The sequence below is a fragment of the Undibacterium sp. 14-3-2 genome (assembly GCF_016595265.1).
GTDB lineage: Bacteria > Pseudomonadota > Gammaproteobacteria > Burkholderiales > Burkholderiaceae_D > Undibacterium > Undibacterium aquatile.
On the sequence record NZ_JAENGS010000008.1, the window covers coordinates 102,609 to 123,424 of the forward strand.

Genomic DNA, 20,816 nt, shown 5'->3' on the forward strand with positions numbered 1-20,816 from the left:
AAAAATCACATCAATGCAGTGCAGTCCTTCTGGCGCGCATTGCACCGGCGACCGTCAGGAAAGAACCGAAGACCACTATTCTATCATTTTCACCCGCCTTGCTGATGGCTTCTGCATAGGCAGCTTCCGGCGATTCAAAAGCGACGATGGTTTTTTCAGGATCACTTAACACATCGGCATCCAGCAATTTTTGTTTCAGTTGTGCAGCAGTCGCAGCGCGCGGCAAAGGTAAGCCAGTCACGTACCAGTGATCGACTTTATCTTTCAATTGCGCGATCACACCGTCAATATCCTTATCCAGCATGGAGCCAAACACGGCATAGGTGTAGGCGTGAAAGCCCATGTTATCGAGATTCTGTGACAGCGTTGCCGCTGCGTGCGGATTATGCGCGACATCCAGCACCACCGCCGGACGCCCCGGCATCACCTGGAAACGACCGGGCAATTCCACCATCACCAACCCGGTACGCACTTCCTGTGCCCCGACCGGCAATTCATTGCGCAACACCTCTAACGCCGCGAGCACACCGGATGCGTTCAACAACTGATTCGCGCCACGCAAGCTGGGATAACCAAGAGAGTTGCGACGCTGGGTACGGCCACCAAAATTCCATTGTTGCTTATCGCCGGCGTAATTAAAGTCACGCCCAAACAGCCATAAATCTGCACCTATCGCATTCGCATGATCGATTAAGGATTGCGGCGGTACCGGATCACTGCAAATCGCCGCTTTGCCGGGGCGGAAAATGCCCGCTTTTTCAAAACCGATTTTTTCACGCGTATCGCCCAGATAATCGGTGTGATCAATATCAACACTGGTGACAATCGCGACATCGGCATCGATCACATTCACCGCGTCCAGACGTCCGCCCAGACCGACTTCCAGTATCACGACATCCAGCGGCGCTTCGGCGAGTAACTGGCAAATTGCCAGCGTGGTAAATTCAAAATAGGTCAGCGAGGTCGATTCGCGGGCGTTTTCAACGGCGGTGAAAGCCTTGATCAGACTGGCGTCATCGACGTTTTCACCATTGATCCGGGCGCGCTCGTTGAAATCCAGAAAATGTGGCTTACTGTATAAACCGACGCGATAACCCGCCTGCAGATACACCGCTTCCAGCATCGCGCAAGTGGAGCCTTTACCGTTGGTACCACCGACCATAATGACCGGGCAGGAAAACTGCAAACCCAGACGGTTTTTAACGGACGCAACGCGCTCCAACCCCATATCGATTTCTTTGGAGTGGCGCGTTTCGAGTAAAGCCAGCCATTCAGGCAAGCTCGCAGGCAAATTGGACATAGGATAAAAAAAGCCCGAACAACATGATGTCGGGCTTATAGAGAAAATTTAAATTAATTAAGCAACTGCATCGGCCGACTGATTTTGCAGCAACGCGAGCAAACGGGCGATTTCTTCGCGCATTTTACGGCGGTCAACGATCATATCAATTGCGCCTTTTTGCAGCAGGAATTCAGAACGTTGGAAACCTTCCGGCAATTTTTCGCGCACGGTATTTTCAATCACGCGCGGGCCGGCAAAACCGATCAGCGCTTTTGGCTCAGCGATCACTACGTCACCGAGGAACGCAAATGAAGCGGAAACGCCGCCCATCGTCGGGTCAGTCAGCACAGAAATGAAAGGCAAACGCTTTTCAGATAATTTTGTCAGCATCGAAGTTGTTTTCGCCATCTGCATCAGCGACAGCAAACCTTCCTGCATACGTGCGCCACCTGTGGCTGTCACGCAGATAAATGGCACTTTTTGCTCTAACGCTGCCTGCGCACCGCGCACAAAGCGCTCGCCGACAACGGAGCCCATAGAGCCGCCCATGAACTGGAATTCAAAACAAGCGGTGACAACGGGAATCGACATAATCGAGCCACCCATAACGACCATCGCATCTGTTTCACCCGTCGTTTCGAGCGCGTCTTTCAGACGATCCGGGTATTTCTTACTATCTTTAAATTTCAGAGTATCGACAGGCAAGACTTCCTGACCGATTTCGTAACGACCACCAGCATCCAGCAGGGAATCGAGACGTTCACGTGCGCCGATACGCATGTGATGGCTACATTTAGGACAGACATGAACATTGGCTTCCAGATCTGATCTGTACAGCACTGCCTCGCAAGAGGGGCATTTTACCCACAGACCTTCGGGGATAGATTTGCGATTTGCAGATTCCGAGCGCTGTATGCGCGGTGGTAACAATTTTTCTAACCAACTCATGTTTTCTCCTCGTAACAGCCAGTCTGCAATCGCTGCAAACCGGCATCTGGTTCATTCTGATACAGGAACCATGGTGTACTTTCAGGTACGTTCGGCGCGTATTTTACTCGTCCAAGGCCTGTCTGACACCAGAAATAAAACTTTTTACTGCGGCAACACCGTTTTCATGCGGCGTATTCTCTAATTCCTGGATGATACGCGAACCGATCACCACGGCATCCGATACCGAAGCAATCGCTCTGGCGGTCGCACCGTCGCGGATACCAAAACCAACGCCCACCGGTACTTTGACGTGTTTCTTGATGCGCGGAATCATCTCTGCCACGGCATCCAGATCCAGATTACCGGAACCGGTCACCCCTTTGAGGGACACATAATACACATAGCCACTGGCAATTTTACCCACCAGCGCGATGCGTTCATCGGTCGACGTCGGCGCCAGCAGGAAAATCGTATCCATGCCTTGTTGCTGCATTCTGGCAGCAAAATCTTCACATTCTTCGGGCGGATAATCCACCACCAGCACGCCATCGACACCGGCCTCGGCAGCCTGCGCAATGAAAGCATCCTGCCCCATACGTTCGATAGGATTGGCATATCCCATCAGCACCACTGGGGTTGTCTGATTGCTCAGGCGAAATTCGCGGACGAATTGTAATACATCACGCAAGCCAATTCCAAATTGCAGCGCCCGCTCAGAAGCACGCTGAATCACCGGGCCATCGGCCATAGGATCAGAAAACGGCACACCCAGCTCGATGATGTCGGCACCGCCTTCGACCAGCGCATGCATCAGCGGCACGGTCATAGCAGGCGCCGGATCACCGGCAGTAATAAACGGAATCAGACCTTTTTTTTGCTGCGCAGCGAGCGCGGCGAGAGTAGCTTGAATTTTTGACATAGTATTAAGTAAGAAAGTGAACGACGGCATCACGTGATGACGATACTGAGCAAATGCCGCCCGGATAAAAGATAGTGCAATCCGGGCACTCAAATCAGGCATCCAGATACTCCCCCGGGTATATTTTGAAGCCCTTTATTTATGCTGACTTCAAGCGGGAAAACCCAAATTCATGGGGGAGTATCTGATTTCAACCTTGTTTATGGCCTTATTTATGGCCTTATTTCAGCCTTTTTTGCGCCCGGTTTGCACCCTGATGACAAAGACAATCTGTTAAAACTTCAGCCCCGCACGTTCAGCCACGGTATGCATGTCTTTATCGCCGCGTCCTGACAAATTCACCAGCACGATCTGATCTTTCGGCAACGTTGCCGCCAGTTTCGCGCCATACGCCAGCGCATGACTCGATTCCAGCGCCGGAATGATGCCCTCGATGCGGCAACAATCGTGGAACGCTTTTAATGCTTCGTCATCCGTAATCGTCACATACTCGGCACGACCACTGTCTTTTAACCATGCGTGCTCGGGGCCAACGCCCGGATAATCCAGCCCAGCGGAAACCGAATGGGTTTCGATGACCTGACCATTCTCATCCTGCAGCAGATACGTGCGGTTGCCATGCAAGACGCCAGGCGAACCGGCAGTCAGCGAAGCGGAATGCTTACCGGTGTCAACGCCCTCACCCGCCGCTTCCACACCGATCAGCTTTGTGTCTTTCTGATCGATGTAAGGATAAAAAATCCCCATCGCATTCGAGCCGCCACCGACGCATGCCACAACATAATCAGGCTGACGGCCAGTTTGCTCAGGCATTTGCCACAAGCATTCCTCGCCAATCACCGATTGGAAATCGCGCACCATCATAGGATAAGGATGCGGGCCTGCCACCGTGCCGATGATGTAAAACGTGTTATCGACATTCGCAACCCAGTCGCGCATCGCTTCATTCAGCGCATCTTTCAGAGTTTTGGAGCCCGATTCCACCGGCACCACCGTCGCCCCCAGCAACTTCATGCGATACACATTCTGCGCCTGCCGCTTAACGTCTTCCGAACCCATATACACCACACATTCGAGGCCAAAGCGGGCGCAGATCGTGGCAGTCGCCACACCATGCTGGCCGGCACCGGTTTCGGCGATCACGCGCGGTTTTCCCATACGCTTGGCAAGCAAGGCCTGACCGATCACGTTATTGATTTTGTGCGCGCCGGTATGATTCAGGTCTTCACGTTTAAAGTAAATCTGCGCGCCGCCCATCAGATCAGACCAGCGTTTTGCGTGATACACAGGCGATGGACGACCGACAAAATATTTCAATTCTTTGCGAAATTCTTCTATGAAATCCGGGTCGTTATGGTATTTGGCGTAAGCATCCTTGAGCTCATTCAAGGCATGCGTCAGCGTTTCGGAAACGAAAGTACCGCCATACGGGCCGAAATGGCCGCGCTGATCGGGTAAATGGTAATCGGAAGATTGGTAAATCGCCTGATGGGCGACGTCTGGATATTCGGTACTAGCAGAACCGGGGATTTTATTTGTCATATCATTCCTTTGCTGAGACCAACGCTGTTTCTGCGCTAACACGTCGTATTAACGGAAGCGCCGGACTCTTTAGTAGTTTTGCCGCCATTGCTGCATCAGCAAGGCGCTTACAGATTATTGATCAGCCATTTTTCGGGCTTATTGTCAGTCGCATATCAGCCGCATGTTAGCTGCATATCAGGCTGCGCTTTCAAACTGACTTATCAGCTTGGTTTGTCAGCTCGATACACAGCGGCGATAAACGCCTGTACTTTGATTTCATCCTTGCGCCCTTTCGACAGCTCGACACCACTGCTGATATCGACCGCGAACGGACGCACCTGACTAACTGCGCCAGTCACATTTTGAACGCTCAAGCCACCACTTAAAACGACCCGAGGCGCGAGCTCTTTTGGGATGAGAGACCAATCAAAAACCTTTCCACTACCACCGTAACTTTCGACGAAAGTATCCAGCAGCAAACCGTTAAATAAAGGACTTGCGTCACGATATGAACGCTCACATTCTAACAAATCATCTGCGCTCGTGTCAGGTCTGACGCGAAAAGCTTTGATAAACGGACGCTGCACACTGGCGGCCAGCGCGGCGCACTGCTGCGGCGTTTCATCGCCATGAAATTGCAATAGCTGCAACGGCGCTTTCTTTATCGTTGCCCGCAAATCCTGTTCTGTCACGTTCACAAATAAACCCACCGACACCACAAACGGCGGCAACGCCTGCAACAGAGTCGTCGCCATATCAGGCTCGACATAACGCGGACTGGGCGGATAAAACACAAATCCCAGCGCATCAGCGCCGCTGGCAACGACCGTGTTCACGTCCGCAAGATTAGTCAGCCCGCAAATTTTTATTCTGGTTCTGTGTTGCATCATCTGCCCGCAAAATGGAGGAAAACTTATTTTACTCTTTCGCTCATGTTTTTCACCCGCGATAACGCGGCAAAGCACCAGAGTTCTGAGATAATCAGGCCATCTTTTCAGGCTCAGCACTATGACAAACACCGCATCGCAATCCCACATCGGCAATTCCTGCACACGCCTGTTCGGGCTCAACATCCACAATATGTCTTTTGCAGAGGCAAATCAGCATTTGTTAGATGTTGCCGCCGATCGCCAGCATCCAGCGCGGGTGGTGGTCACACCGAATGTTGATCACGTGGTACGGCTCGACAGTCAGCCTGAATTCAAACAGGTTTATTCAACCTCTGATTATATTTTTGCCGATGGTATGCCTGTCGTCTGGGCCAGCAAAATGTCGGCAAACCCGCTGCCAGAGCGCGTCACCGGCGCTGATTTGTTTGTTTCTTTATGCAAGGGCTGCGTTGAAAAAAACATGTCCATCTTTGTTGTCGGCGGCATGCCGGGGCAGGAAGACATGCTGCTGCAGTCGTTTGCACAGACCTACCCGGGATTGAAAGTCTCGATTTTCTGCCCATCGATGCAATTCACACCCGATGGCAGCGAGGCCGATACCGCCATTGGCCTGATACAACAGGCACAACCGAATATCGTTTTCATCTGCCTCGGTATGCCAAAACAGGAATACTTCGCCTTTCGCTATCGCCGCGAACAAGCCACTCTTAATGCACCGCTGTTGCTGTGCGTCGGTGCTGCGATGGAATTTGCGCTCGGCCAGAAAAAACGCGCGCCGCTGTGGATGCAAAAAATCGGCATGGAATGGTTCTGGCGTCTCGCCAGCGAACCGCGTCGCTTGTGGCAGCGTTACACGACGCAAGGCTCAAAATTTTTTGGCATCGTGCTGCGGGAACGTCGTGCGCAGCGACAGCAACGACAGCAATAAGAGCAGCGACACCAGCCCTGAACAGACATCACAAAAAAAAAAAGACCGCACAGTCATCACAGTGCGGTCTTTTTTTCATGCAAGCCTGAGATTTTCCAGATTTTATCGCCCTCAGCTTTTGCCGTAATGAATCAGGCAATCTGTTTCAGCGGCTCCAAAAATTGCTCATTTTCAGTCGAGCCATGCAAAGCGGTTGTTGACGACTGGCCTTGTTGTATCGCCTGCGTCACCGCATCAAAATAACCCGTCCCCACTTCGCGCTGATGTTTGACCGCAGTAAAACCTCTGGCTGCGGCGGCGAATTCCTGCTCCTGCAATTCGACGAAGGCCGACATGTGGCGGCGCGCATAACCATGCGCCAGATGGAACATGCCGTAATTCAGCGCATGGAATCCGGCCAGCGTGATGAACTGAAATTTATAACCCATCGCACCGAGTTCTTTTTGAAACTTGGCGATCGTGATGTCATCCAGATTTTTCTTCCAGTTAAACGATGGCGAGCAGTTATACGCGAGTAATTTGCCGGGGAATTTCGCATGTATCGCTTCGGCAAACGCCCTTGCAAAAGCCAGATCAGGTTTGCCGGTTTCACACCAGATCAGATCGGCATATTCAGCATACGCCAGACCACGGGAAATCGCCTGTTGTAATCCGGGCCGGGTTTTATAAAAGCCCTCGACCGTGCGCTCGCCGGTGCAAAAGGTTTGGTCGTTGGGGTCGATATCCGATGTCAATAAATCGGCAGCTTCCGCATCGGTGCGCGCCAGTATCAGCGTTGGCACACCCATCACATCCGCCGCCAGACGCGCTGCATTCAGCTTTTCAAGCGCTTCGCGCGTCGGCACCAGGACTTTGCCGCCCATGTGGCCGCATTTTTTCACCGACGCCAGCTGATCTTCAAAATGCACGCCCGCCGCGCCTGCATCTATCATCGCCTTCATCAATTCAAACGCATTCAGCACGCCGCCAAAACCGGCTTCCGCATCGGCAACGATGGGCGCGAAATAGTCAATCTCGTCTTTGCCTTCCGCCCATTGAATCTGGTCGGCGCGCGTCAGGGTGTTATTGATGCGCTTCACCACCAGCGGCACAGAATTGGCCGGATACAGCGATTGATCCGGATACATTTCGCCAGCGACATTCGCATCGCCCGCCACTTGCCAGCCAGATAGATAAATCGCTTTCAGCCCCGCCTTTACCTGCTGCATCGCCTGATTGCCTGTCATCGCGCCGAGTGCGTGAATAAACGGCTCGCGGTGCAGCAGATCCCACAATTTGAGCGCGCCGTTTTTCGCCAGCGTGTGTTCCACCTGCACCGATCCGCGCAGCCGCACCACATCCGCTGCCGTGTAATTGCGTTTAATGCCTTGCCAACGTGGATTGGCATCCCAGTCTGCCTGTAAAGCAGCGATTTGCTGTTCGCGTGTACTCATACTATCCCCTGCTGATCAATTAAATTCGATTTCTATTGATATAAATCATAGGAGTTTTTTTGCGCAGCAACAATGTCTTATATAAGACAGAAAACAGATATTTAACTGTTTAAAATCAATAGCTTAAATTTTTAATTTCGCGATGCGGAAGTATTTTTCTTAAAATGAGAAAGCAGATTGATGCGCCGAAACAGGATTTCTCATAATGCGGCAAGCTGATTTCATATCACGGTATTTTTTAGGGCTGAAGATCGTGCGCTCAACGAAATAACAGCAAGTAATGCATGTCAGCCTTTTGTATCAGTGAGGACTGCGTTGTCAATTTCACACAAGCATGTTAACGTCGATCTCTTCACCGCTAAGCCGGCCAACCAAACACACGCAGGAATACTGAGCTCATGAGAGACACACTGAAAAGAAAGATCATCCAAGTCTGTGATGAGAAAATCGAGACTAAAGGCGACAGCGTTGGCCTGTCCTTTTATGCTTTCTTTGCCAACAAAAACGATGACCCTGAACTGCTTATGGAGGCAGCAAGGTGGTGGATACTGGAAAACAAACTAGATCACTTTGAAAAAGCAGCAAAGATCAGGCGCATGGTTGAGGCGACACTCTGAGTACGCCTGCGCTTGCCACCCTAGTCCACACACCTGCCCGAAAAGCCGCGGAGCCTGCCAATGGCACCGGTTTCATCGTTTTTTGCCTGTTAACGGCAAAAATATACTGGGGGGGAGTATTTTTAAAAGCCCAATGAATACGCTGAGAATAATGGTTTTTTGGCACATACTCCCTATTTTTATCAAAATAGCGATTTATAAAGGGCGATTTGTACACTAAAACGGGTACAAGGAAGTAGAGTGCGTAAGGTGATCTTACATAGAAAAAAATAAAACAATAAACATCAGTTTTTTGAAATAATTGAAACTAATTTATTTACTTTACACAAACATGTTAGCTTTGAATTTTTAACTTTAAAACAAGTTATATCTTGTACCACCCAATACTTAAGGATTAGCAAATGGGAAAACTAAAAAATCCAGCCACAATTTCGAGTGAATTTGGTATCGATTTGGCTGATCTGGACAAGCTTGGGATTGTGAACGTATTGCTAAATACAGACACCTTAGTTTTCATTGACCCACTACTTCTAGAAGGTAGTGCTCACAAAGAAATTAGTGTTGGAGCCTATCAATCATACAGAGCAAGATTTGAAACAATCATTAAACTCTTAGCTGTTTCGAAAACTGAGAATGATGTTCCTTGGAGGAATGCTAGGAGACTCTTCCATTTTTCAGAAATTAGCTGGACCTGCTTGGGTTACGGCACAACCGTTAAAGGATCTGGATTCGGAAAGGATTTAGTATCTAGCACCCTAAATACTGCTTCACAGATTGTAGCTCTTGGTGTTAATGATATAGACCTTTTCATGGCTCTAGCGTTATTCGAAGAAGGTATTGGGCCAGATCGAATAAGCGACATGACAACCAATATTATTTTGGAAGATTTAATTTCCTTCTCAAATAAAATCAATCAGACGCTAAAAATACCGACAAAAAAATTTAAGGTTGGGGTTAATACACATGATTTGGTCGTTAATCCCTATTCAGACCAACCTCTAATCTTTGTACCAAATGATATAGTCCGCGACCTGCCGATAGCCTCAGATTGGAGTGATATATCAAGAGTTGTCAGAGAAAATGAAGAACTTAGAGAAAGGGTCAATGACCACGTAGGTGAAATTTGGGCTACGATGACTAAAAAGGACAAGCAAAATCTGAAAAAAGCGGCACTGGAGAGCAAAGAAGCTTTTCAGCAAGTAATAGACATGATTCGTGAAGTAGAGCCAAAACCATATGACTTTAAAAGTGACAGGAATGGTGAGTCATTTTGGACGGAACTCTTAAACAAAATCTCAAAAGACTATCCTTACGATCTGTCTAGGTACGCGGGAAGAAAGTTACTACCTTCGGATGTAATAGAAATAGTAAACAAAATATTAAATCAGTTTCAAGATCTAATCGAAAATAAGGGTCTATGGAAAGAGCTTTGGGATGAAAATGGAAAACCCAGAAAAGAAAAAGCTTCCCAGAGGCTTTTCTTTGCAGTTGCATATAGTTACTGCAAAGCGAATAACATTGATTTAACTCCTGAAGCAGATTCTGGAAATGGACCTGTAGACTTCAAACTTTCCCAAGGCTTCAACTCAAAATTAGTAGTTGAAATTAAGTTATCTACTAACGGCACCTTAGTTCATGGATATGAGAAACAACTAGAAATATACAAGAAAGCTGAAGATACAAATTCAGGCGTTTTTCTAATTATTGATGTCGGTGGAATTGGAAGAAAATATGATGAAGTTCAAAAGTTGCGAACTGATTTCATAAAACAGCTTGGCAAAGCGTCCGATATTTGGTTTGTCGATGGAAATCAAAAAGCATCCGCAAGTAAAAGAACCTAAAGTCACGCTGGAGAGGAGCAATTTACACTTCACTGCTATCATCTTCCAAGAGCAACATCACCGCCCCTCAATCAACACCTCATACCACACGGTCGGCTTATTCAACGTGATCTGAAAGCCACCTGCGACACGGCTAATGTCGTTTGCCACAATCGCGCTCAGGCGCTGACCCTGACCGTCGAGTGGGTAAATCTGGACTTTATGTGCCTTGGTCGGATAAAAAATGCTTGCTGCGATTCGTTCCTGCCAGACCGGGCCGATTGCGTCGCGGGGGCCAGATGGTTTGCCTGCATTGCGGCTATCCGGCTCCAATGTCCACCATTGATGATCACCGGCATACGGCACCAGTTTCTTTGGTCGGGTTGGGATTTCATCCGGCTGGCTGCCCATCGTTGCGCCGCTCAGGCTCAGCAACACGCGCCGCGACGAGCTTAAAGGCTTGCCGTCTCTGCTCATCGCCAGCATCACACCAAACTGTCGCGTATTTTTAGCAAAAACGGGCGACATCCATTGTTCTGCGACGGGCTTATCCGTTGCCGGGCCAAACCCGGCAAACAGGCCGCTGTATGGCGTCGTAACGCGCAAATTCGGGCCATCAGGATGAAACTGCATAGCGCCACCAGCGGCAGACCAGACTGCTGAATTATCCGTTGACGATGCCTGGGTTTCTTCTTTCGACTGCAAGGCTTGTTCGTTGTTATGCGACGCATCGCTGACGGTAATGCGTTTGGAAAAAGCGTCTTTGATATCGATGTTGCGCTTGCTTTTCAAATAATCGGTGTACGCCGCAGACGACACGCCATCGCCCAGCGCGCCAAACAATTGCCGCTGTTCTGCGCTGATAGGAATGCGCAACTGTTCGCGCAAAACGGGAATCTGAAAATAACGGAACATGGCGGCCGACATGCCCACCGTGGCGAGTTGCCCGCTTTGCCCGCTGAGGCCAAAGCTATCCGGCAAGGCTTGCCAGCTATTGCCGTCGACATAATGGAAGAAAAATAATCCATCCCAATCCTGCGCACTGGCGATCGCGGTCATGACGGGAATAATTTCTGCGCTCTGGCGATTCGGATACGCCTGATTAAATTCACTGACGACAAATGGTTTTCTGGCGTCGCGATAAAACGCCCTTTTCAACAAGGGCTCCCAGCCTTCACGCAAGGCAGAATGATCGCGGATGCGCCAGTCATTTCTGTCCCACGCTTGATGCGGGAAATCGTAATGATCAACATAAAAATGTTCATCGACGTAATTCATTTCCTGCTGGGCATCGGTATTCAGCAATCCGCCAAAGTACACTTGCGTGCCGGTCAGCGGCAGATTCGGGCCCACTTCTGCGCGTATCGCTTTACGCATGGTATCCAGATATTGCTTGTCCATCTCGACCAGAAAGCGGGTGAAATCCAGAACGCGACGACCAGCGCCCTGCTCATGCATTTCATACTCTTGCTGAAAGAACGCGGAAGAAGACCAGCCTAACTTGCTGGCAACACGCTGCAAAAAATACTTGAACCGCGCAAACCAGCCTTCGCCATGCGCCAAAACATGCGCTTCATCAGTTTTGACGAGTAAGGCACCTTGTTTGGTGAGGCCGCAACTGCGCCAGAGTTCGCATGCCTGCTTCAGACTGCCGTGCTGGCGTGTAATCCAGTGCTGCCATTGCTGCTGCAACAAACGTTCGTATTCACCGGATAAACCATCAAGTTCCTTGCGCTGCCACGCGCCTGCCAGCGAGGATTCGTTATTAATTTCTATCATGGCCAGCGCGGGGTCATCATTGAGCTGCAAACGCCGGATCAACTGCTGCGCATACTCAACTTGCAGCGCAATCATGCGCGGCTCGAATACATGCAGAGGGTGGCTAGCGTATGGCATGGTCTCGCCCGGCAACATCGGCGTCAGCCGGTCAACCGCATAGCGAAAGGTGTAGCCAACATGCAGATTCAAATTAACGTATATGCCTTCTTGCCTCAGCGCTTCGATCAGGGTGTGCAAGCGTTGCAAAGCAACTGGATTAAAGCTGGGAAACGCGCCGCTATTTAATATGCCCTGTGGCTGTGCATCGCTGTCACTCAGCACAGAATCGAGATGATGTAATCTGACTGCGTTAAAACCCAGACGCCGCAAACGCCGCGCGATTTTGGGGGCATCTTCTTCCGGCGGGAAATTCGCGGCACCGCTGAGGCTGATACCGAACAGGCGTATGCGCTGATCGTCTGCGGTGTTGATTTTATTGTCGGCACCGATGCGATAAAAATGCGCCTGTTTCACAAACAAACGATCGCTGTGCGTCAGCGGGTTATTCATTGCGCTGAAATCCGTCACTGCGGACAACTGATCTTCATTCACACTGAACGGAAACCATTCTGGATCAGCGGCAAAAACAGGTCTTGCAGAGATGGAACATGCAGCGGACATCAGCATTAACTGAAAAATCAATGACCGCCAACCGTGTTTGGACAAATGCAGAAAATAGTTCATGAAATAAATCGCGACAACAGAGCAAGACATTAGAATATCGCACAAACAAATGACAAAGATATGAGTCAATGACAATTCCGCCGGTTTCAGATCAATTTAAGCCCATGCAAGACTATGAAATCCTGCTCATACGGGCCATGGTGGTCTTATTTGCGATTTTTTCTCTGCTGCCTTACGGTATCTCCTGGGATTATGCCGGTACATCTGCATTGACGATGGAAGGGTCGCTGACCACGAAATTAGAATGGGGGAGTTTGTTTCTGGTTGCGCTGTTCGTTTTATCGAAACACCTGCCGCAAGTATTGAAAGACCTTCGTGCCTTAAATCCTTTTCTGGTGCTGGTGCTGATCTGGTGCGTGCTGTCGAGCATCTGGTCGCCCTTGCCTGCCGTCACGTTCAAACGGGCGATACAGCTTTACGGCATCGTCCTGATCGGTCTCAGCATACAGCTTGCACCGCGCCCTTTGCATCTGATTGTGAACTGTTTAATTTATACCCTGATGAGCATGCTGGCGCTCTCGCTGGTGATGGCGGTGGCCGTGCCGAGCATAGGTATCGATTATGAATTGGGGGGCGCGTGGCGTGGCGCACTCTCGCAAAAAAATGAATTAGGCCAGGTCGCCGCGATGTCTATCCTGTTATGGCAAGTAAAAGCATGCCTGGAAAAAGTTGATTTTAAGCTGCTGTTATTCGTGATTATGTTCAGCTTTTTTATGCTGGTGATGAGTAAAAGTTCGACCAGCATGATCATCACACTTTCGACCAGCGGTATTTTTCATTTACTCAGAAAACGTCGTTTAAGTTCTGATTATTCGATTACACGCGTGCTACTGTCCTTGCTGTGTGTGATTCTGGTTGCAGTCTATATTTTTTATATGCAGGAATCGCGCTTTCCGACCTGGCCGGAAATCTCTGCGCCGATTGCGGGTATTTTCGGCAAAGGCTCGGATCTGACTGGCCGCACTGATATCTGGGACTTGGTCTGGCTGGAAATTGAGCGGCACTGGGTGCTTGGGCTGGGTTATGGTGCTTTCTGGCTGGGGCCGGACAGTCTCTCGCAATTCGTGATTGATGCGCTGAACTGGATTCCGCTGCAATCGCACAATGGCTATATGGATATCCTCAACGAGCAAGGACTGGTGGGGCTGACGCTTTGCATATTAACCTTGCTGGTGCAGGTCAGAATGCTGGTTCTTCTGTCACATAAAGACAGAATACAGGCGGCATTCTGGAGTGCGATGCTGCTCGTTGTGGTGGTCACGAATTTTACGGAAAGCAGCTTGTTCCGCGGGTTTGGTTTTCAGAATGTGTTTTTTATCTTTGCGCTGGTTGCCGTTACCTCGGCCACGCGCAGACTGAATCAGGACGAAGAGAATCCTGATTCAGAATCAAATCAGGATTCCGTTTCTTAATGCGCAAACCGGCGTCCCCAGCGTAGAAACGGAGTTTCCACCCAACGGCACGACAAGTCGGCAAGCACAAACGAGAGCACGATCATCATTGGAAATTTCACCGCAAAACTGAGATCGGGCAGCCACATGGTGATGATGCCGAAAACCAGCCAGTGATACAGGTAAAGCGAATAACTGACGCGCCCGATGTACACAAATACCGGCGCGCTCAGGATGCGGCTGGCAATGCTGGTATTCAAAGCCAGCGCCGGAAACAGACACATCAAAGCGATACCCTGTATCGAGTAACGAAAGCTTTCGCGGAAGTTTTCATCGCGGAACAGCAACGAAAACAGCATTAACGCTGCACCAGCCAGAATCACTTTCTTTTGACTGAAAAATTCTAAGGCCCACTCTGTTCGTGCGAGTAAAAACGCAAAACAAGTGCCGTACACAATTGAGTCTGCTCGTGTATCGGTGGCTTTGTAAATGCGGTAATGCGGCAGATTGTCGAGCCCGATGCCATAGACCAGATAAATTCGCCAGAGCAGCACGCCAATCAACAAACAAATCGCGATACGATAAAACCGCTTGGGCACAGCAATCACAGCGAGAAAAAATACCGGAAAGATCATGTAGAAATGTTCTTCGACCGCCAATGACCAGGTAATCGACAAAGGTGGCGGCAATACTTCACCACTGAAGCCAACAAAGATACCGAAATAATTCGCAAAATAAAAAAACACCGAACTCAGCTCTGTCCATGTCCAGTTAACATGAGCTAACTGCATCGTGATGAGTGAGAGCACAACAAATACAATCAATGCTGGCATCAGCCGGAAAAAGCGCCGTATATAAAATTTTTTAATGCTGATCGTGCCCGTCTTATCCCACTCTGAAATCATCAGGCGGGTAATAATAAAACCACTGATAAAGAAAAAAATCGTGACGCCTAAACCGCCGGGGACGATGTGCCCCAGCCATGCGTGTGATACCAGCACCAGCAAGATCGAGACTGCCCGCAGGCCGTCTAATGCCAAAAGTCGCTGTTGATGCAAAGAACTCATAAGAAACCCGCTACTTTATTTTATTTATTAATCACCATAAGCCTCAGATGCCTTGCCACGGAAATGGCTCAGCTTACCTAATTGAGAGGCTGCAACACGCGCCCAATGAAACGCTTTCAGGGGAGCGAAAAGCATCAGCGCGATAACAAAAACAGAGGCAATACCCATCTGCACAACTGCACGGAAAGACAACCAGAGCGCATGCCCTGAACGCGCCGATGGCGGACACATTGCCAACTCTGTACGCATAAACAATTGCCCGGTACGAAACGATCTTTGCAACAACCATGCAGCCCTGGCACGATCCAACGGAACAAATTCAAGCGCTGGAGCATCGTCACACCAGACCATACGACTACCGGACTCGTCGAGACGACGGAACAACATGGAATCCTCACCGCCAGTGCGGCCAAACGCCGGATCAAACGGCCCCTCTGTGCCGCCTTGCGTCTGAGTAATCTGCGCTAGTGCGGTGCGACGAACCAGCACATTGCCGCTACGGGCATCACGATGATCGATCACGGTTCCTGTCGCTAAACGACGCCGGTCAAAGTAGCCACCTTTTTTTATCCACTCAGGCACACCATCCTGATATTCGGGCAACACCGGTGCAAACACGACGTCTGCTGCGTATTTTTTTTGCGTACTGAACAAATTCAGTAACCAGTCACGCCGGGGAATCTCGTCATCATCGATCATGCATATCCATTCGCCACCTGCGGCGCGGATGGCCGCATTTCTTGCGAGGGAAATATTTGGCTGACTTAAATTCAGCACGATCAACTGATCGTGATGCTCGGCTTTAATTTCCGCCAATACACTTGCTGCCGACTGTTGTGGGTCATTATCAACGACAACGACTTCAATCCGGCAATCCGGTATGTTCTGCGAAAAAACAGCAAGTAATAAGCGGCGCAATAACTGAGGGCGACGAAAAGTACAAATACAGACACTGACATCGATCATCTGGTGTATCCGTCCGTCATCTTATACAGCGCGTCGAAAGAAGGGCAAGCGACGCAGAAGTGCTGATATTTTAGCCCGTAACCCTGTGCTGTCGCCCTGCGGCGCGTATTGATTGTATATCGTACCAATCACATTGACCCCTGCCGCTTGCATGTCGCTTCTGGTCTGACGTAAATCGCTTAATACCGTCAGGTCTTTCTGCGCGACCAGTAAAGCAACGCCGATCTGATGTGCAACCATCTGCGCGTCCGAACTTTCAGACGCCGCGCAGGTATCGAATACAAAAGCGTCAAACTGGTCGTGGCATGAATCCAGCAATTCCCGCAGTCTTGGTGCCCGCAAAATTTCCAGCGGATTCGGCGCACGTGGGCCGGCAGGCAGAATATGCAAATTGGGCATCAGCGGAATCAAGGCATCACTCATTGCCAGGCGGCCTATCAAGACGGATGATAAGCCGTCGCGAACCCCCAACGAAAATAATTCATGCAAATTACCGGTGCGTAAATCCGCGTCAATCAGTAGCGTTTTTCGTCCGACTTGCGACAACGCGATTGCAAGACTGGCGGCCATATATGTCTTACCTTCGGCGGTCCCTGGACTGATCAACGCAAATTTAATTTTTTCCTGTGCCCCATACTTCAACAGCAATTCACTACGTAAGCCGCGGATTTCTTCCGCTTCTTTGGAAAAAGGCGCGTGAAAAAAACGCAGCTTCTTATCTGCACTACCGTTATAAAGGTCCTTGCTGCCAACACCAAACTGCTCACCCAGGGCGGAATCAATTTCTGCCTGGCTAAGTAAGCCTAATGCAAGCGCAGCATCACCAAAACGTAATTTTTTTTCTCGCTGTTCGACAGATATCTGTTCAACCTGCGCTTCGGTCAGCAAGCCTTTTTGTAAAAACAATTCACCAAGACGCCCAATTTTTGTTGCGCCCGATTGCGCCTCATTCAATTCAGGCATGCGTCTTCCTCTCAGCAATACGACCGATATTTACGTCTTTATCCAGCAGCCTTTCATGAAAGCCGACCTGCGCCATTACAGGAACATCAAATTCCCGCTCCAGATCCTCCAGACAACGAACTTTTCTATGCATCAACTCAAGTAAAAAAGCCAGACTCAGACCCAGCATCAGACCTGCAATCAGACCAAATACCAGATTATTTTTCAGTAAAGGTTTCGCATGTCTCTCTGGCAGCTCCGCCCATTGCATGACGGTTGCATTCGAGATGACAACGTTACTCGTCATCAGCAATTCATCAAATTTTTGTATCGCAGCGTTATATACTTTTTGCACGCTGTCTAATTGCCGTTGATAGGAGCTGATGACATCACGGTGCTTTTTGTTTTCAAAAGTTTTTTTCTGATAGCCCGCTAATTCTGCTTCCATTACTTTTTCTTGTTGTGCCAGCCTGCTTTCAACAGTCAACTGGGATTGAAACGCCGTTGCCGATTCCTTTTCCAGCTTATCCATCAAAGCTTTTCGTTCATCCTGAATCGCGATGTAACGGGGATGTCTGACTCCCAAAGTGGTTTTAGCGTTAGCCAGTTGCGTATCAAGAGAAATCAGGGCGGCCTTCAGGCCAGATATATGACCAATACCTGCGATTTCGGGGATATCAGAATTTAAATTACCCTGCTTCAGTAATTTTTCTAAAGATTGTCGTTTTGCCTGCGCCTCAAGCTTTTGCAACTGTGTTTCCATCAGCTTGGTACTCAATGCTGACATTTGCCGGGATTCCAGATCGGCACGCTCATCAACATCAACAATCTGGAATTCCTGTTGATATGCGGTCAGTTTTTTTTGTATTTCATCCATCTGCCGGCTTAAGGTTTCCAACTGAGCGTTGTACTGATCCTTGCGCGCACGCGCCGGTGCGTTCATCATTTCCAGTGATAAATCAATATAAGATTTCACCACCGCATTCACGACTTCTTTTGCATGCTGCGGGGTACCGGCGGAATACTGAATACCAATGACACGACTATTTTTATGTGGCGCGACTTCGATATTTTTTGCGATCGACTCTGCGAGTGCACGTAAGCCACCCTGCTCGCCATATCGGGCAATCAGACGCCGGCTGTCTGCGGAATTTTGCAGATGTAACTCGGCAATCACACGTTCAGCCACCTGCACACTTTTAATGACGTCAAACTGCGTCTGCAGATAGCTTTCGTCCTGCAAAGGATGAAACTGTCGGCCGCCGATAGGATCATTAACTCTGTAATCAATGAAAATATCTGCTGTCGCGACATAAGTTTTCGGCAGTAACATGCTGGTGATACCTGCGCCGAGCACCGCAATCATCGTCACAATGAAAATCAAATAGCGACGGGCGCGCAGCATCGCGCCTATTTGTGTAAATGAAAGTATTAATTCAACCGAAGGATTTTTCATCTTATTCATTAAAAAATCCGTTCTTTGATCATGACCACATCACCCGGCAATACAGTATCTGATATCTGCGCCGGAATTTCTTTCAACTCTCCGTTATTTGATTTTCGATGAATAATAATTCTCGAAGCAGAGCCACGCTCGGTAACGCCGCCGCCGATAGACAATACGCGCACGATATTCAGATCCTCTTCCATCGGATACATTCCGGGACGGCGGATCTCTCCGTAAACATAGAAATTCTTTTGTTGCCCGATGATCAGTACGTCATTCGGCAGAATTTTTTGCATCAGACTGTCATTGTTTTTATCATCGTCAAAATCGAGCTTCAGCGAAGTAAACTCGTGCAACTCTGTCTGACCGTTCCGACTAGCCCTGCGCAATACCTTCAGATGTTTATCTGCTCGGGGAGTAACACCACCAGCAAGGCTCAACGCTTCCACAATACTCATCTGCCCCTGCAGAGGGAAACGCCCGGGACGCAGCACTTCGCCTATCACTGAAAAACTGCGACTGACTTGCTGATTGATTTTGACTGAAACTTTCGGACTCAGTAAGTATTGGCCCTGTTCCAGTTTGCGGGAAAAAATACTGGCAACCTCATTCGCCGTCTTTCTTTTTATGTCTATCGTTCCCACCAGAGGCAAGGTGATAATACCGGTAGGACCAACAATCACATCAGCGCTCAGATCAGGTTGTCCGAACACGGTAATCAACAGTTGATCGCCTTCTCCTACCAGGTCGGAAGAGAAATCAGGTACAGATAAAGCAGATTGATCCTGCTGAATGGTGGGTGTTTTCTCTGTGGGCAAAGTGGAGAGTTGGCTTTCCACCTTCAGCTTTGGACTGATCGCTTGCTCAGTCTCTTGTGCAAAAACGTTAGCAAATAATGAAATCAGCAGAATTCCGGCACAAAAACGCCCTAAAAATTTTGCTTCAAATTTCAAAATAGAAGTAAAAATCATTTAAACCTAAGCTTAGAGGGAAAACCGTTTTATTTTATATTGCCAGAGTAAATAAAGATGCAAATTTTTGTCATACACACAAAATATCTTGCGTTTGAAATGCATCCGCATATCCATGACTTAAAACACAAACATAACAATTATTAACTATTAACAATTGTTCGCACGACACTCGCTACGTTAATATTGCACAAAATGAATGAAAGCAAACTATGGTTCCATCTACAACAGAGCAAGTCCCGCAGCATCCCTTTTTGAATAACAACATCAAGGTTGACTCCAGTAGCTATCAGACCGTACCGCTGGTCATTATCGCTCCTGTTCGCGACGAAGCAGACTTAATCCGTCTGACTCTCGATTCTATGGTTCGCCAAACCATACGTCCTGTTGAGTGGATCATCGTCGATGACGGATCACAAGATGCAACGCCAGACATTGTTCGTGAATATGCAGAAAAATATGAATTCATCCGTCTGGTGCAACGGCCAGACCGGGGATTCCGCAAAGTCGGTGGCGGCGTTGTTGCCGCCTTCAAGTACGGCGTATCGCAGATCAAACACCAGGATTATCAATACATCGCGAAATTAGATGGCGACATGTCATTTGGGCCGCGCTACCTGGAAATGATGTTTGATCAGTTTGCGAAGGATGAAAAATTAGCCGCCGTTTCCGGCAAAGTCTTTCGCGAGGAAGATGGAAAAAAAATTGAAGAAATCATCATCGACGAACATGTCGCAGGTCAGTTTAAGTTGTACCGACGTGTCGCGTTCGAACAGATAGGCGGCTTCGTCGAAGAAGTATTGTGGGATGGAATTGATGTACATACAGCACGGATGAAAGGATGGAATACCCTGAGTTTTTATCATCCGGAAGCCATCCTGATGCACCACAGGCTGATGGGATCCTCAGATAAAAATGTCTATCGGGGACGCCTGCGCTGGGGCAGAGGCATCTGGTTTATGGGATATCACCCGCTGTATGCAATTGCATCCGGCATCTTCAGGATGCGCGAAAAGCCTTTCATCATCGGTGGTTTGCTGATTATCGCCGGTTATCTGCAAGCAGCCTTGAAGCATGCTCCCAGATATGACAATCCGGAATTCAGAAAACACCTGCATCAATGGCAGCTGGCACAAATCAAAAGATTATTTTTCAAAAGTAAAACCAAATAAAAAGAATCAGCACTT

17 protein-coding genes are annotated in these 20,816 nt (G+C 48.9%); 5 read left to right on the forward strand and 12 right to left on the reverse strand.

The window, feature by feature from the left end; genetic code table 11:
- Positions 1-10: 10 nt before the first annotated feature.
- The 5 genes from folC to Undi14_RS16835 all read right to left on the reverse strand — a co-directional run bounded on the left by folC (position 11) and on the right by Undi14_RS16835 (position 5,542).
- Positions 11-1,300 (reverse strand): bifunctional tetrahydrofolate synthase/dihydrofolate synthase, encoded by a 1,290-nt coding sequence (folC, locus tag Undi14_RS16815; protein WP_200181722.1) that lies wholly within the window; start codon positions 1,298-1,300, stop codon positions 11-13.
- A 57-nt stretch (positions 1,301-1,357) separates the two neighbouring features.
- A complete protein-coding gene (accD, locus tag Undi14_RS16820; protein ID WP_186883457.1) occupies positions 1,358-2,230 on the reverse strand; it encodes an acetyl-CoA carboxylase, carboxyltransferase subunit beta in 873 nt (290 codons plus the stop codon).
- Between the two features lie 103 nt (positions 2,231-2,333).
- Complete coding sequence (gene trpA / locus Undi14_RS16825; RefSeq protein WP_190478244.1) at positions 2,334-3,131, reverse strand: tryptophan synthase subunit alpha; 798 nt, start codon at positions 3,129-3,131, stop codon at positions 2,334-2,336.
- A 273-nt stretch (positions 3,132-3,404) separates the two neighbouring features.
- Positions 3,405-4,673 (reverse strand): tryptophan synthase subunit beta, encoded by a 1,269-nt coding sequence (trpB, locus tag Undi14_RS16830; protein ID WP_200181724.1) that lies wholly within the window; start codon positions 4,671-4,673, stop codon positions 3,405-3,407.
- A gap of 203 nt (positions 4,674-4,876) precedes the next feature.
- The gene (locus tag Undi14_RS16835; RefSeq protein WP_200181861.1) at positions 4,877-5,542 is read right to left on the reverse strand and encodes a phosphoribosylanthranilate isomerase; all 666 of its coding nucleotides are present in this window, start codon (positions 5,540-5,542) and stop codon (positions 4,877-4,879) included.
- 121 nt (positions 5,543-5,663) lie between these two features.
- Between Undi14_RS16835 and Undi14_RS16840 the strand changes: the two genes are divergently transcribed.
- On the forward strand, positions 5,664-6,473 hold the full coding sequence (locus Undi14_RS16840; protein ID WP_200181725.1) for a WecB/TagA/CpsF family glycosyltransferase: 810 nt from the start codon (positions 5,664-5,666) through the stop codon (positions 6,471-6,473).
- Between the two features lie 131 nt (positions 6,474-6,604).
- Here Undi14_RS16840 and aceA read toward each other — a convergent pair whose 3' ends face one another.
- Positions 6,605-7,906, reverse strand: a complete 1,302-nt coding sequence (gene aceA, locus Undi14_RS16845) for an isocitrate lyase (RefSeq protein WP_200181727.1) — start codon at positions 7,904-7,906, stop codon at positions 6,605-6,607.
- A 398-nt stretch (positions 7,907-8,304) separates the two neighbouring features.
- Here aceA and Undi14_RS16850 point away from each other — a divergent pair, with 398 nt between their 5' ends.
- Positions 8,305-8,523: a DUF6500 family protein gene (locus Undi14_RS16850; protein ID WP_200181728.1), complete on the forward strand. Its 219-nt coding sequence runs from the start codon at positions 8,305-8,307 to the stop codon at positions 8,521-8,523.
- Positions 8,524-8,924: 401 nt separating this feature from the next.
- The gene (locus tag Undi14_RS16855; protein ID WP_200181730.1) at positions 8,925-10,364 is read left to right on the forward strand and encodes a hypothetical protein; all 1,440 of its coding nucleotides are present in this window, start codon (positions 8,925-8,927) and stop codon (positions 10,362-10,364) included.
- 57 nt (positions 10,365-10,421) lie between these two features.
- Here Undi14_RS16855 and Undi14_RS16860 read toward each other — a convergent pair whose 3' ends face one another.
- A complete protein-coding gene (locus Undi14_RS16860; RefSeq protein WP_200181732.1) occupies positions 10,422-12,845 on the reverse strand; it encodes a cellulase family glycosylhydrolase in 2,424 nt (807 codons plus the stop codon).
- 68 nt (positions 12,846-12,913) lie between these two features.
- Here Undi14_RS16860 and Undi14_RS16865 point away from each other — a divergent pair, with 68 nt between their 5' ends.
- Entirely contained in the window at positions 12,914-14,257 is a 1,344-nt protein-coding gene (locus Undi14_RS16865; RefSeq protein WP_200181734.1) for an O-antigen ligase, read from the forward strand.
- Here Undi14_RS16865 and Undi14_RS16870 read toward each other — a convergent pair.
- From Undi14_RS16870 to Undi14_RS16890, 5 genes are read right to left on the reverse strand one after another with little or no spacing between them, the layout of a single operon-like run.
- Positions 14,254-15,303: an acyltransferase gene (locus Undi14_RS16870; protein ID WP_200181736.1), complete on the reverse strand. Its 1,050-nt coding sequence runs from the start codon at positions 15,301-15,303 to the stop codon at positions 14,254-14,256. The genes Undi14_RS16865 and Undi14_RS16870 overlap by 4 nt on opposite strands.
- Positions 15,304-15,330: 27 nt before the next feature.
- On the reverse strand, positions 15,331-16,269 hold the full coding sequence (locus Undi14_RS16875; protein ID WP_200181738.1) for a glycosyltransferase family 2 protein: 939 nt from the start codon (positions 16,267-16,269) through the stop codon (positions 15,331-15,333).
- 21 nt (positions 16,270-16,290) lie between these two features.
- Positions 16,291-17,232, reverse strand: a complete 942-nt coding sequence (locus Undi14_RS16880) for a polysaccharide biosynthesis tyrosine autokinase (protein WP_200181740.1) — start codon at positions 17,230-17,232, stop codon at positions 16,291-16,293.
- Complete coding sequence (locus tag Undi14_RS16885) at positions 17,225-18,676, reverse strand: Wzz/FepE/Etk N-terminal domain-containing protein (protein ID WP_200181742.1); 1,452 nt, start codon at positions 18,674-18,676, stop codon at positions 17,225-17,227. Before Undi14_RS16885 ends, Undi14_RS16880 begins: the two co-directional genes overlap by 8 nt.
- Complete coding sequence (locus Undi14_RS16890; protein ID WP_200181744.1) at positions 18,676-19,629, reverse strand: SLBB domain-containing protein; 954 nt, start codon at positions 19,627-19,629, stop codon at positions 18,676-18,678. Before Undi14_RS16890 ends, Undi14_RS16885 begins: the two co-directional genes overlap by 1 nt.
- Positions 19,630-19,841: 212 nt before the next feature.
- Here Undi14_RS16890 and Undi14_RS16895 point away from each other — a divergent pair, with 212 nt between their 5' ends.
- A complete protein-coding gene (locus tag Undi14_RS16895; protein ID WP_200181746.1) occupies positions 19,842-20,801 on the forward strand; it encodes a glycosyltransferase family 2 protein in 960 nt (319 codons plus the stop codon).
- Positions 20,802-20,816: the final 15 nt, after the last annotated feature.

Bases quoted from the DNA above. Each gene is read 5' to 3' on its own strand.
- folC (WP_200181722.1), bottom strand. From the start codon at position 1,300: ATGTCCAATTTGCCTGCGAGCTTGCCTGAATGGCTGGCTTTACTCGAA.
- accD (WP_186883457.1), bottom strand. From the start codon at position 2,230: ATGAGTTGGTTAGAAAAATTGTTACCACCGCGCATACAGCGCTCGGAA.
- trpA (WP_190478244.1), bottom strand. From the start codon at position 3,131: ATGTCAAAAATTCAAGCTACTCTCGCCGCGCTCGCTGCGCAGCAAAAA.
- trpB (WP_200181724.1), bottom strand. From the start codon at position 4,673: ATGACAAATAAAATCCCCGGTTCTGCTAGTACCGAATATCCAGACGTC.
- Undi14_RS16835 (WP_200181861.1), bottom strand. From the start codon at position 5,542: ATGCAACACAGAACCAGAATAAAAATTTGCGGGCTGACTAATCTTGCG.
- Undi14_RS16840 (WP_200181725.1), top strand. From the start codon at position 5,664: ATGACAAACACCGCATCGCAATCCCACATCGGCAATTCCTGCACACGC.
- aceA (WP_200181727.1), bottom strand. From the start codon at position 7,906: ATGAGTACACGCGAACAGCAAATCGCTGCTTTACAGGCAGACTGGGAT.
- Undi14_RS16850 (WP_200181728.1), top strand. From the start codon at position 8,305: ATGAGAGACACACTGAAAAGAAAGATCATCCAAGTCTGTGATGAGAAA.
- Undi14_RS16855 (WP_200181730.1), top strand. From the start codon at position 8,925: ATGGGAAAACTAAAAAATCCAGCCACAATTTCGAGTGAATTTGGTATC.
- Undi14_RS16860 (WP_200181732.1), bottom strand. From the start codon at position 12,845: ATGAACTATTTTCTGCATTTGTCCAAACACGGTTGGCGGTCATTGATT.
- Undi14_RS16865 (WP_200181734.1), top strand. From the start codon at position 12,914: ATGACAATTCCGCCGGTTTCAGATCAATTTAAGCCCATGCAAGACTAT.
- Undi14_RS16870 (WP_200181736.1), bottom strand. From the start codon at position 15,303: ATGAGTTCTTTGCATCAACAGCGACTTTTGGCATTAGACGGCCTGCGG.
- Undi14_RS16875 (WP_200181738.1), bottom strand. From the start codon at position 16,269: ATGATCGATGTCAGTGTCTGTATTTGTACTTTTCGTCGCCCTCAGTTA.
- Undi14_RS16880 (WP_200181740.1), bottom strand. From the start codon at position 17,232: ATGCCTGAATTGAATGAGGCGCAATCGGGCGCAACAAAAATTGGGCGT.
- Undi14_RS16885 (WP_200181742.1), bottom strand. From the start codon at position 18,676: ATGAATAAGATGAAAAATCCTTCGGTTGAATTAATACTTTCATTTACA.
- Undi14_RS16890 (WP_200181744.1), bottom strand. From the start codon at position 19,629: ATGATTTTTACTTCTATTTTGAAATTTGAAGCAAAATTTTTAGGGCGT.
- Undi14_RS16895 (WP_200181746.1), top strand. From the start codon at position 19,842: ATGGTTCCATCTACAACAGAGCAAGTCCCGCAGCATCCCTTTTTGAAT.